Annotated in this window: 11 protein-coding genes; all 11 read left to right on the plus strand. The window is 33.3% G+C overall.

The genetic code is table 11. The features are described from left to right. Nucleotides 1–29: 29 nt before the first annotated feature. The gene (locus AC3ITQ_RS05265) at nucleotides 30–704 is read left to right on the plus strand and encodes a hypothetical protein (RefSeq protein WP_489237108.1); all 675 of its coding nucleotides are present in this window, start codon (nucleotides 30–32) and stop codon (nucleotides 702–704) included. After that, nucleotides 704–1,825, plus strand: a complete 1,122-nt coding sequence (locus AC3ITQ_RS05270; protein ID WP_489237109.1) for a hypothetical protein — start codon at nucleotides 704–706, stop codon at nucleotides 1,823–1,825. Before AC3ITQ_RS05265 ends, AC3ITQ_RS05270 begins: the two co-directional genes overlap by 1 nt. Nucleotides 1,826–1,852: 27 nt before the next feature. Continuing rightward, on the plus strand, nucleotides 1,853–3,667 hold the full coding sequence (locus tag AC3ITQ_RS05275) for a phosphate ABC transporter substrate-binding/OmpA family protein (protein ID WP_194656385.1): 1,815 nt from the start codon (nucleotides 1,853–1,855) through the stop codon (nucleotides 3,665–3,667). An 84-nt stretch (nucleotides 3,668–3,751) separates the two neighbouring features. After that, entirely contained in the window at nucleotides 3,752–4,483 is a 732-nt protein-coding gene (locus AC3ITQ_RS05280; RefSeq protein ID WP_489237110.1) for an ABC transporter permease, read from the plus strand. 2 nt (nucleotides 4,484–4,485) lie between these two features. Next, nucleotides 4,486–5,316 carry an ATP-binding cassette domain-containing protein gene (locus AC3ITQ_RS05285; protein ID WP_489237111.1) on the plus strand — a complete coding sequence of 277 codons (831 nt, stop codon included), beginning with the start codon at nucleotides 4,486–4,488 and terminating at the stop codon, nucleotides 5,314–5,316. Nucleotides 5,317–5,324: 8 nt separating this feature from the next. Continuing rightward, nucleotides 5,325–6,857, plus strand: coding sequence for an AAA family ATPase (locus AC3ITQ_RS05290; protein WP_489237112.1), 1,533 nt, complete (start codon nucleotides 5,325–5,327; stop codon nucleotides 6,855–6,857). A 572-nt stretch (nucleotides 6,858–7,429) separates the two neighbouring features. Beyond that, nucleotides 7,430–7,876, plus strand: coding sequence for a GNAT family N-acetyltransferase (locus AC3ITQ_RS05295; RefSeq protein ID WP_489238895.1), 447 nt, complete (start codon nucleotides 7,430–7,432; stop codon nucleotides 7,874–7,876). Between the two features lie 94 nt (nucleotides 7,877–7,970). Continuing rightward, nucleotides 7,971–9,431 carry a lipopolysaccharide biosynthesis protein gene (locus tag AC3ITQ_RS05300; protein ID WP_375030908.1) on the plus strand — a complete coding sequence of 487 codons (1,461 nt, stop codon included), beginning with the start codon at nucleotides 7,971–7,973 and terminating at the stop codon, nucleotides 9,429–9,431. Between the two features lie 28 nt (nucleotides 9,432–9,459). Further along, entirely contained in the window at nucleotides 9,460–9,894 is a 435-nt protein-coding gene (gene dut / locus AC3ITQ_RS05305) for a dUTP diphosphatase (protein WP_489237113.1), read from the plus strand. A 149-nt stretch (nucleotides 9,895–10,043) separates the two neighbouring features. Then, complete coding sequence (locus AC3ITQ_RS05310; RefSeq protein WP_489237114.1) at nucleotides 10,044–11,060, plus strand: sugar phosphate nucleotidyltransferase; 1,017 nt, start codon at nucleotides 10,044–10,046, stop codon at nucleotides 11,058–11,060. Nucleotides 11,061–11,090: 30 nt separating this feature from the next. Further along, complete coding sequence (locus tag AC3ITQ_RS05315; protein WP_489238897.1) at nucleotides 11,091–12,440, plus strand: tetratricopeptide repeat protein; 1,350 nt, start codon at nucleotides 11,091–11,093, stop codon at nucleotides 12,438–12,440.

Below are 12,440 nucleotides of genomic sequence, written 5' to 3' on the forward strand. Positions count from 1 at the left end.
AGTTATTAAAAATAGTTTAACCTAAAACAATGGCAAAAGAAAGTTTCAATTGGAAAAGTCTCTTCATTAATGATGAGACAAATAATTCAGAGGGTACAGCGGCTACTCAACCATCAGCACCCATTTCAACAACTACTGACAAGAAGTTTCCGAATCAAGCTACAGAAGCATTTCCAACTAATTCGTTGACAAATCCTTTTTTAAACGAAATTTTTGAAGTTTACGATAAAGGTTTTGAGTCATTGAATGAGTCTGGCTTTGATTTTTTCGAACTTTATAAATCTGTTATGGCGGTTGGAGTTACAAATCCGCAAAGTTATCAGATGGCTTTTACTATGGGTAAATCGATCAAATCTGACCTGACTAAAGAATTCCTTTTACAAAAAGGTAGTTTTTATATTGCTGAAATCGAAAAGGTTTATACCAAATATGATACAATTGGGAAAACAAAAAAAGCCGAGCTAGATAATACGATAACTAAAGAAAAATATAATTTATCTAAAAGCATTTCTGATCTGGAAGCCAAAATTATCGAGCTTCAAAAAGAATTGGAAGCTAAAAAAATAGAACTTCAAAAGATTGATCCGGTTAATATGGAGCAGCTTTCAGAAATTCAATTAAAAATGGATGCTAACAATTTAGCAAAACAAAAAATATTAACCTCAATCAATACTGTAATAACAGGAATTAATCAATATTTATAATGGATAAATACGAACAAGAAAGAAGTACTCTTTTGACATTACCAATTTTAAAACACTTTGACGAGTCTAAAGGAGAAATTGCTTTAAAATCAGGCGCGCTTAAAAAAGGTGAAAAGTCATTATTTTTGGCTTTGGCACTTGGTTTATTAGGAGTTGGTGGTTATTTAATCTGGACATATATTATTCCGCCATTATTTACAATGTTGGGTCAGGCCATTGCTTTGTCTGCTACTGGAGTGTTTCTGGTTTTTTTGGTTATGATGGCTCCTGTTATTATGAAAGGGCTTCGTTTTGCGACAAAAAATCTTCATAAAGCATTAATTCAGAGTAACCCTTTTAATGAGTTAGAAGAGCAAAAACAAAAAATGATTAAAAACCGTGAAGTTTTTAAGAATACAAAAGCGAAGCTAAAAGGTCTTAAAAATGAAATGGAAATAGAAGCCAATAAATCTGAAAAAGAGGCAAAAGAATTTCAGGAAGATGTTTTAAGCTTACAACGTCAGTCAGAAAAATTGAAATCTGCGATGGATGAAATGGTGAAACAAAACGGCGTTGCTGCAAAGGATACTGATGAATATGTAGCCCTACAAAGTGAGTTGGCCAGAAAGCTTAGCGATTCTCAAAGGGTTTCAACTCAATATGAGCAAAGCAAAAGTTTCATTCAAAAATACGGTGTTCGTGCTAATGTATTAGGGAAGATGGACCGTAAATTGACTTTAGCAGGAACAGCAATCGACATTAAAATTGCTGATTTTGATGTGACAGTTAAAATGCTTCAAAAAGAATATGAATTTGCAAAGAATGCTAAGGAAGCAACAGAAAGTGCAAAAAGCGCTATGTTGTTTACGAAAGACTGGGAATTAGAGTATGCTCTGGAAGTTGTAACATCTACAATTGCTCAGGATATTGCTAAAACTTCTGAAAACTTAATTGACATTGATGCACTGACTTCTAAATATTCTGTTGATAACGACGAACTTTATTCAAGGTTAGATTCATTGGCAGATGAAATTAAAACAGGTGATAATACAATTCCGGATTCAACAAAATATACAAATCCAAATTATAAAATGACCAAAGATGATAAAATGTCTGGTGGTGGTTTTGGAGATATTTTTTAACACAATAAATTAAATTTTATAAATAAAATGGGAAAAATTTTAAGAACAGAAAAGTTAACGACGTTTTCTGAATTATTAATAGTTATTGCTGGAATTGGTGCAATTTTAGGAGGAGTTTATTATTTGTCTCCTGGAATTAAGACTGCAGTTTCAAAACAATTAAACGGAATTGAGCTGAACCAGACAGATGTTAATAATGTTACGAATGCCGAAAAAATTGCACTTCCTTCGACAGAAATATCTTCAGAAGTTGCAGACAAACCTTTAGTGAAAATTGGTGCTTATGCATGGAATGCGCAGTCTGGAATTATTGTTTCGAATGGTGGTCCAAAAACAACAAAAGGATCATTGATGGAAAAAAACGGAGTTAATCTTGAAATTATTCGTCAGGACTGGCTTTCAGAATTGCGTAATATGCAAATGAAATTTATCGAGGAATTTGATAAAGGTGAAGCTTTCCCTTCTTCAGATAAAAGTGTTTTTGCTGTTATGATTATGGGTGACGGTGCGCCATTTTACATTAGCTCTGTTCAAAAATCATTAGACGAAAAATACGGAAAAGATAAATACCATTTACAAGTTATGGGTGTTGTCGGTATGAGTTATGGTGAAGATAAATTAATCGGGCCACCAAGCTGGAAGTCTGATCCAAAAACGATGAAAGGTTCTGTTATTTCTGCAGTTCTTGGAGATGGTGACTGGGTTACTACTGTAAACTATTGTTTTGCAAACGGATTAAAAGTAAATCCTGATCCAACTACTTATGATGCAGATGCGGTGAATATTTATCCATCTGAAAATGATGATTATATTAAATCGGCAGAAGAATTAATCAAATCTCAGACAACTGGATGGACGGTTACTTTGAAAGAAGTAGTAAACGGAAAATTAACAGGAAAATCTGTAAACAGAAAAATCGATGGTTGTGCGACATGGACACCTGGAGATAAAACAGTTTTTGATAAACTTACTGGTTTTGTTGATATTGTTTCTACAAAAGAATTCAATAACCAAATGCCAACTGCTCTTATTGGAGTTAAAGAATGGGCTGAGAAAAATCCGGATATTGTTTCTAATATTTTGAAATCGGCATTGACGGCTTCAAATCAAATGAAAAACTATGAAGACTGGAAAGTGAGAGCTTCACAAGCGGTTGCTGATACCTATAAACTTGAAACTCCTGAATATTGGTACAAAATGTTCAAAGGACAACAAGGAACAAAAGCGGGATTGACTTATAATATGGGTGGATCTAAAGTATTTAATTATGCTGACGTAATGCAATATTTTGGTTTATCAGACGGTGTGAACAGATACAAATCGGTTTATAATCAGGTTTCCGGATATTTGACAGAATTGAATCCGTTTGGATTTAATGAAAATGTTGGAGCAGTAGTTCCTTACGATCAGGCTGTAAACTTGTTTTTCTTGAAAAACATCAATGATATCGAATCTACTTCAGCTGATAAAGCAGATTATAGTTCAGAGGCAAAAGAAGTTGTAGCTTCTGGAGAATGGAAAATTAATTTTAATACAGGAAGTGCTGAGATTTCAAACTCTTCTAGTAGAGAAGTAGAAAAAATCTACAATCTTTTAATACAAGCGGAAAATACAAAATTAACGGTTGTTGGTCACACAGATAATGTTGGAAATGCAGATGCTAACCTGGCTTTATCAAAAAGCAGAGCAGAGGCAGTTGTAAATTACCTGAAACAAAAAGGTATTCCTGCAAGCCGTTTCCAATTAGTAGATGGAAAAGGTCAAGGCGATCCGGTTGCAGATAATAATACTGCTTCAGGAAAAGCATCAAACAGACGTGTGGTTATCACTTTATTAAAATAAAAAATATTAAAAGGCTATCTTAACGGATAGCCTTTTACAATAACTATGATAAAACTTTTAACTCCCTTTGAAAAAATATCAAAAATGAACAAAACGCTTATTTTAATAGGCTGGTTAGTTCTTTTGATTGTTATTTGGTTTGCGACAACAGCTGGCGAAAAACATCTTTTCCCATCTCCTGCTCAGGTTTTAACTGGATTTTCTGATTTGTATAGAGAAGGTTTAGTGGTACATATTTTCAATTCGTTGTCTTTATGTTTTATTTCGATTTTTTTAGCCACGATAATTTCTTTATTATTTGCTTATGCCTGGCCAATTCCTTTATTGAAGCCAGTTGCTGAATTTGTTACAAAATTTAGATTTTTGCCTTTTACCGGACTTTCATTTTATATTACAATGGTAGTTCATGATGCACGAGCAATGCAGGTTTGGATCTTGGTCATTTTTCTGACTACTTTCTTAACAACTTCATTAATTGCCGTTATCAAAGACATTCCACAGGAAGAATTTGATCATGCAAAAATGCTGAAATGTACTCGGTTAGAGGTGCTTTGGCAGGTTATCATTTTAGGAAGGGTAGATTATGTAATTGATGTCATCAGACAAAATCTTGCCATCACATGGATGATGCTGGTAACAGTTGAATCGATTGTGGTAGCTTCTGGTGGATTAGGGTTTTTAATTAAAAACTCGGATAAATTCATGAATACCGGACGAATCATTGCACTTCAAATTATCATTTTATTAATAGGTCTTGGCTTAGATGCAGGAATAAACTTCTTAAGAAAAGCACTATTTAGATATTCAAAAATATAATCATGAAACACGAATATAAAGAGACGCTTTTATATGTAGAAAATCTTAGTGTTGCCTACGATGATACTGTTATTATAAAAGATATAACCCTAATAGAAAAAGACGTTGTTAGAGATGGAGTTCATTGTACTGGACAAGTTGTAGCTTTTGTTGGAAGATCGGGAAGAGGAAAATCAACTTTCTTTAAAGCATTGACTGGTTTGATTCCGACGAATTCTGGAAAAATTCTCATTAGAGATTTTGAAAATAAAGAACCTAATGCCGCTAAATCGGTAAACGAAGGAGACATAGGTTTTGTGGATCAAAAATATACTTTGTTTAGACATAAAACAGTTACTCAGGCTTTGCGGTTTTCACTAAGAAAAACAACATTGTCAAATACTGAAAAAGAGGAAAAGATAAAAAAATACCTGAAAGAATGGGGGTTGGAAAACTGTAAAGACAAATATCCTAACGAACTTTCTGGCGGGCAAAGACAAAGAACGGCGATTATTGAACAGTTATTTTCATCGGATCAATTTATTGTTTTGGATGAGCCTTTTTCCGGATTGGATGTTGGAAATATTGAGGAAGTAAAAAAGTCTTTTGAACTTCTTGGACAATCATCAGATTTTAATACTGTTATTTTTTCTACGCATGATATTGAATTGGCTATTGAATTGGCGCAGACTATTTACGTTATTGGTTATCCAACTATAAATGGAAAACAGGAACACTACGGAACAATTGTAGCGAAATATGACCTGAGAGATATGGGCTTGGCCTGGAAAGATTATTGTGACGATCACTTAAAATTATCAAAAGAAATTATTCATCAAATGATGATTTCTTAAATTAGCGTATGTCAAAAAAGAACAATCCGATATCGATTATTGAAGAATCATTTTTGTCTCTAAAAAAATATTTAGAAACAAATATAAATTCTAATGAAGCCGTTTTTACGGCTTCATTTATTATGGATCTGCAAAAAGAAACAAAAGACATTCTTGAAATTTGCAATGCATTAAATCAGGACACAGATTTTATTCAGAAAATAAATCAGGCTGTAAATCCTGTTTCCTCAAAAGGTTTATTGTTTAAAGCAGAACATTTTTTTCTTTCAGACATTTTAGATCTTTATGAAAGAGAACCTGCAAAAAAAACTGAAAAGCAAGAGTTTGTTCTGGCCTATTATTATGATGTATTACGCAACAAACATTTCGCAGATGCAACTTCAGCAAATGAATTGAATCAATTGATTTTTACACAGGAATTCAAAAATCACCTTTTAAAAATAAAAAAGGAAAACAAGATAGTAGCTTCAAATGCGTATCAAAATCAATATTTAGTTCCTGAAGTTTTATCTGAAAAAAAGCATAATCAATTAGAAGAAGTTTTATTAAAATACCAAAATTTCATTCATTTTGCATTTGATAGAAAATTTGAAAACATAAAAGCTTTTCAGAATTATATGGGTTTAAATTTAGACAAATCAAAAATTGACAAAAAGCAGATAGATCATCTTCCGGAAGAAGATACGCTCGAAAAAGTACTAAAAGAATTAAACGAATTAGTTGGTTTAGCAGAAGTAAAAAAAGACGTTTCGGAACTAATCAATTTACTTGAAATACAAAAAAAGCGTTCTGCCCAAGGATTAAAGAATGTTGAAATAACTTTGCATACCGTTTTTCTTGGGCCACCCGGCACCGGAAAAACTTCTGTAGCGAGACTTCTAAGTCGAATTTTTAAACATTTGGGTTTTTTATCTAAAGGTCAAATGTATGAGACAGATCGGGAAGGACTTGTCGCGGGCTATGTTGGGCAAACAGCGACAAAAGTTGACAATGCTGTAGAATCGAGTCTTGGAGGAGTTTTATTCGTGGACGAAGCTTATGCGTTATCGCAAAATGCATTTGGGAATGATTATGGAGCTGAAGCTGTAAATACGCTTTTAAAAAGAATGGAAGATCATCGCGAAGATCTGGCAGTTGTAGTTGCGGGATATACTGAACCAATGAAGATTTTTATAGAATCTAATCCTGGATTACGCTCTCGTTTTAATCGCTATTTTCATTTTGATCATTTTACTCCGAGTGAATTATTTCAAATTTTTGAATCCTTTTGTTCAAAATCTGATTTTATTATTTCTGATGATGCAAAAGAAAAACTAGCAGATACTTTTGATTTACTCTACGAAAGTAAAAATGAAAGTTTTGGAAATGCCAGAGTGGTTAGGAATCTATTTGAAAAATGTGTCCAGAATCAGGCAAACCGAATTGTGAAATTAAAAAAAATCACCAACAAAGTATTGAAAACATTGACCGAAGAAGATATCCCGGAACCAAAGGAAACGGAGCAAAATGTTAACTTAGAAATGAAAAATAAAGAATCTTAAAAGCAAAAAGAGCTGACATCCCCAATTGTCAGCTCTTTTTAAAATATAGTAGTTTTTATCTTTTTCTATTTGAGTTATAAAATGGTGATTCCTGGAATTACTCAAAAACCAAGAATCAATACCATTTTATAAATTTACCAGGCAGAAATCCATCTGCAGCGCTTTGTCTTTTATGGGAACAAACTAGCTTTATCAATCCCAGTGCTCTGTTTTTTTGAGGGTTACAATCCAGCAGAATCAATCCCTTGTGCTTTGTCTTTTGTGGGAACAAACTAGCTTTATTAGTCCCAATGCTCTGTTTTTTTAAGGGTTACATTTCAGCAGAATCACTCCCTATGTGCTTTGTCTTTTGTGGGAACAAACTAGCTTTATTAGTCCCAATGCTTTTCTTTTTTATAAGGGTTGTATTTCTAGCTTTTCTCAATCCCTGTGATAACAAATTTAAGAACAGACTATTAATTAATAGTTACATAATTATTAACTTTTATTTATAGATTTCACATGTCCATTATTTTAACTAATATTTAGGCAATGAAAAAAAATGAGTATTTTTGAAGTCTATACTTTTTACAATGGGACTACAAATTCAGGAACTGATTACAATAGAAGAAATGCTGGCTCAAATTGATACGATGCGTTTTCTATATCCAAAACTTTCTATCGAAAAATACAAATCATTTCTTTCAGAGATGGTTCCGCACAATTATATTCAGATTGGTGTTTTTGAAGCGGGCGTTTGTTTAGGCATAACAGGCTGTTGGTCCTCCACTAAATTATGGACAGGAAAATATCTTGAGATCGATAATTTTGTAGTTAATCCAGAACAACGTTCAAAAGGAATCGGAAAATTACTGACAGATTATATTGAACAAAAAGCCATTGATCTCGACTGTAGCAGTATTGTTCTGGATGCTTTTACAGGAAATTTTGCCGCACACCGTTTTTACTACAATCAGGGCTACGGGCCAAAAGGATTTCATTTTGTTAAAATTTTGGATGAAAATAAACTAACGCAATAAAAAAGTATCTTACTTTTTTTATTGAACCTGCAAAATCAGTATTAAACCAAAGAATTGGTTATTTTTGTTTTACAAACCTTATTATTAAATTATTTTGGGATTATATAAAAATCTATTCAAGCAAACTGCGATTTACGGACTAGCAACGGTATTACCGCGAATGCTGAGTTTTTTATTAGTAAGATTGTATACCGGTATTTTACCAACTGCAGAATACGGTGAAGTTTCGATTGTTTTATCCTGGATGGTTTTCTTCAATGTTGTCCTTTCTTACGGAATGGAAACCGCCTTTTTCAGATTTTACAGCGCTGAAGAGGACAAGAAAAATGTAATTGCTACTTCTACAATTTCGATATTTTGGTCTTCGATAATTTTCTTGTTTGTTGCCTTAATTTTTAGAAATACGTTGGCAAGCCTTGCCGAAGTAGACGCACAATATGTTACCTATTCGGTTTGGATTTTAGTTTTAGATGCTTTGGTACTAGTGCCATTCTCTAAACTTAGAGCCAATCAGAGACCAATGGTTTACGCAGCAATTAAAATTGGAAATGTTATAATCAATTTATTGCTGAATATTTTCTTTTTAATGTACTTGCCAAAATTGGCCGCTTCAAATCCTAATTCGGTTTGGGATAATTTATATGTAGAGAATTTCCAGATTGCTTATATTTTCATTGCAAACCTATTGGCGAGTTTGGCCACTTTTGTTGTGCTATCTCCGAATTATCTTTCACTGGGAAGAAAATTCGATCCCGTACTTTGGAAAAAAATGATGAAATACGGTCTGCCAATTTTGGTTGCCGGACTTGCATTTGCCGTTAATGAACATTTCGATAAAATTCTATTAGGATATTTATTACCTGAGAATTTAGCGAAGTCTGAAGTTGGAGCTTATTCTGCCTGTTATAAACTGGGTTTATTTATGGTTTTGTTTGCAACGGCCTTTAGATTAGGAATCGAACCTTTCTTTTTCAGTCATGCTAAAAATGAAAATGCTCCACAAACTTATGCCGTAATCACCAAATATTTTGTGATTTTAGGATCCTTAATTTTATTAGGAGTAATTGTTTTTGCAGATATTTTAAAGTTTTTGCTGCTTGATAATAAATCCTATTGGGAAGCCATGAAAGTGGTCCCATTAATTATCTTGGCGAACTTCTTTTTAGGTATTTACAACAATTTATCGGTCTGGTATAAATTGACAGACAAAACAAAAATTGGTGCCTATATTTCAATTGTTGGTGCAATCGTAACTTTGGTTTTAAATTATTTTTTAATTCCAAAATACAGTTACTACGGTTCTGCAATTGCCACTATTTCTGCTTACGGAAGTATGATGTTGATTTCTTATGTTTTAGGAAATAAATATTACCCAATACCTTATGATATGAACAAAATTGGAGCTTATCTTGGAATTTCAATAGTATTCTCGGCTATTTCTTTTTATGGGTTTAGAGAAAATTATTTTGTCGGAATTCCGTTATTACTAGGCTTTATGTATTTTGTTTATCATAACGAAAAAGAGACGATCAAAGGAATTATGAATAGAAAGTAATCTTACTTTTTAAGCTTTTTAAATAAAAATGAAAATACAAATTATAAATAAATCACAGCACGATTTACCAAACTACGAAACAATTGCTTCGGCAGGAATGGATTTACGTGCTAATTTAACAGAATCAATTACGCTTAAACCTTTAGAAAGAACGATCGTAAAAACCGGTCTTTTTATTGAATTACCAATTGGATACGAAGCACAGGTTAGACCAAGAAGTGGATTGGCTGCCAAAAAAGGAGTAACCGTTTTAAATTCACCCGGAACCGTTGATGCCGATTACAGAGGCGAAATAGGGGTAATTTTAGTAAATTTATCAAATGAAGAATTCGTAATCGAAAACGGTGAACGAATCGCTCAATTAATTATCGCGAAACACGAAAGAGCAGAATGGATTGCAGTTGAAGAATTATCAGAAACTTCAAGAGGCGCCGGCGGATTTGGAAGTACAGGCGTTAAGTAAGTTTTCAGTCGCAGTTAAGTAATCAGTTTTGAACTTTGCGACCTTAGCGAACTTAGCGTAAATTCTTTGCGCTCTTTGCGGTTAAAAATTAAATCAAGAACCAACTCAGGAAGATTTTTGTAATCTTTCCATAAAAAATAAATATAAAAATGAAAATAATAGTTCCAATGGCCGGCCGCGGCTCAAGACTTAGACCACATACTTTAACTGTTCCTAAACCATTAATTCCGGTTGCAGGAAAATCAATCGTGCATCGCTTAGTCGAAGACATTGCTAAAATTTTAAAGCAGCCTATTGAGGAAGTGGCTTTTATCTTAGGGGATGAAGCTTTTTTTGGAGATGATGTTGTTGCAAGTTTAGAAGATTTAGCAAAAGGATTAGGTGCAAAAGCATCGATCTACCGTCAGGATTTACCATTAGGAACGGGTCATGCAATTATGTGTGCCAAAGAATCTTTATCTGGGCCTGCAGTTATTGCTTACGCAGATACATTGATCAGAGCTGATTTCGAATTAGATCCGGCGGCAGACGCTGTAATTTGGGTAAAACAGGTAGATCAGCCAGAAGCATTTGGGGTTGTAAAATTAAATAACAATAATGAAATTATAGAATTGGTTGAGAAACCAAAAGAATTTGTCAGCGATTTAGCTGTTATCGGAATCTATTATTTTAAAGAAGTTGGTGATTTGAAAAAAGAGCTTCAGGGAGTTTTGGATAATAATATTCAGAATGGTGGAGAATATCAAATCAATGATGGTATTAAAGCAATGATGGTTAACGGAAAAGTTTTCAAAACCGGAAGTGTTGACGAATGGATGGATTGTGGAAATAAAGATGTTACCGTTGAAACCAATTCAAGAATGCTTGGGTTTTTGCATAATGATGGAGAGCATTTAGTTGACTATGATGTGACATTAGAGAATTCGACAATTATTCCTCCTTGTTATATTGGAGAGAATGTTGTGTTGAAAAATGCAACCGTAGGACCAAACGTATCTTTAGGAAAAGGATGTCATGTAACAGATAGTACTATAAAAAACAGTTTAGTTCAGACGTTTTCTCAAATAAAAAATGCTAACTTAGATAATGCGATGATTGGAAACCATGTTAGTTATGATGGAAAATTTACAAGTATCAGCATTGGCGACTATTCTGTTTTGGAATAAATGGAAGTTTAAAATAAAATTATGTAAATGATGAAAAGAGGAGTTTTTGTAATTTTATTTTTCGTTTTGCTTGGCAATTCAGCATCGGTTTTAGCACAGACTGAACCGGAAGATATTGCTATGGCAACCGATGAATACCAAGACTCTTTTTATGAATCATTAAAACAAAAAGGAATTGAAAACTATGATAAAGCCATCGTATCATTAGAAAAATGCATTAAGCTAAAACCTAATGATGCAGTAGCTTATTTTGAATTGGGAAAAAATTACTTTTTCCTGAAACAATACAGCAGTGCTCAAAGTTCGTTTGAAAAAGCAACACAGCTAGATCCGAAAAATAAATGGTATTGGCTTGGAATTTATGATGTAAGTTATGAAACCAAGAACTACCCTTTGGCAATCGAAACAATTCAAAAAATTATTCCGTTTGACGAAGAATACAAGGATGATTTGATTTCGTTGTACATGTTAACAAATCAGTATGATAAAGCGCTCTCGACAATCAATGAGATGAACGATAAATTCGGAAAATCTGAAGATCGAGAGAGATATAAATTACAGATTTTATCGCAGGGAAAATATCAAAATTCTGAGATTGAAAATTTAATTGCGCAGATTAAGCAAAATCCGAAGGAAGAATCAAACTATGTCGACCTGATTTTTTTGTATTCAAAAAATGAGGAAACAGATAAAGCTTTGGATGTTGCAAAACAGTTGGCGAAAGAAATTCCGAATTCGGAATGGGCACAAGTTAGCTTGTTCAAAGGATATTTGGATGCCAATAAAGCGGATCAGGCGATTAAGTCGATGAATGTGATTTTATCAAGTTCAAAAATTGATTCAAAAATAAAACATCGAACGCTGAATGAGTTTTTGATCTATGTGAATAAAAACCCGCAATATGCTCCTGATTTAGAGAAAGCGATTGCTTATTTTGACAACGATCAGAATGTTGATGTTGCAAAAGAAATAGGGAAATTTTATCACAGCAAAGGTCAGTTTGAAAATGCAATTAAATATTACGAAAAAGATTTAAAGGCAAATTCAGATACAGATCGCGAAACCAATTTGCTTTTGCTTGAAGCCTATACGCAGGCAAAACAGTTTGAGCCGATGACAAAAAGAGCGATGACTATGATTGAAGTTTATCCCAGCCAGCCTCAATTTTACTATTATGCAGGCTTGGGAAGCAATAAGTTACAACAATTTAAGAATGCAAAAACCGTTTTAGAAATGGGACTCGATTATGTGGTCGATGATAAAACACTTGAAGCAAATTTTAATATTCAGCTTGGAGAGGCATATAATGGGTTAGGAGACGCTAAGAAAAAAGAGGAATACTTTTTGAGAGCAAATGAGTTATTAAAACAAAAGAAGTAG

The organism is Flavobacterium sp. KH_001 (genome assembly GCF_057840745.1).

What these genes read in the sequence shown, in the direction of transcription:
- AC3ITQ_RS05285 (WP_489237111.1), top strand. Translation starts at nt 4,486, where the DNA reads ATGAAACACGAATATAAAGAGACGCTTTTATATGTAGAAAATCTTAGT.
- AC3ITQ_RS05265 (WP_489237108.1), top strand. Translation starts at nt 30, where the DNA reads ATGGCAAAAGAAAGTTTCAATTGGAAAAGTCTCTTCATTAATGATGAG.
- AC3ITQ_RS05280 (WP_489237110.1), top strand. Translation starts at nt 3,752, where the DNA reads ATGAACAAAACGCTTATTTTAATAGGCTGGTTAGTTCTTTTGATTGTT.
- AC3ITQ_RS05270 (WP_489237109.1), top strand. Translation starts at nt 704, where the DNA reads ATGGATAAATACGAACAAGAAAGAAGTACTCTTTTGACATTACCAATT.
- AC3ITQ_RS05315 (WP_489238897.1), top strand. Translation starts at nt 11,091, where the DNA reads ATGAAAAGAGGAGTTTTTGTAATTTTATTTTTCGTTTTGCTTGGCAAT.
- AC3ITQ_RS05310 (WP_489237114.1), top strand. Translation starts at nt 10,044, where the DNA reads ATGAAAATAATAGTTCCAATGGCCGGCCGCGGCTCAAGACTTAGACCA.
- dut (WP_489237113.1), top strand. Translation starts at nt 9,460, where the DNA reads ATGAAAATACAAATTATAAATAAATCACAGCACGATTTACCAAACTAC.
- AC3ITQ_RS05290 (WP_489237112.1), top strand. Translation starts at nt 5,325, where the DNA reads ATGTCAAAAAAGAACAATCCGATATCGATTATTGAAGAATCATTTTTG.
- AC3ITQ_RS05275 (WP_194656385.1), top strand. Translation starts at nt 1,853, where the DNA reads ATGGGAAAAATTTTAAGAACAGAAAAGTTAACGACGTTTTCTGAATTA.
- AC3ITQ_RS05295 (WP_489238895.1), top strand. Translation starts at nt 7,430, where the DNA reads ATGGGACTACAAATTCAGGAACTGATTACAATAGAAGAAATGCTGGCT.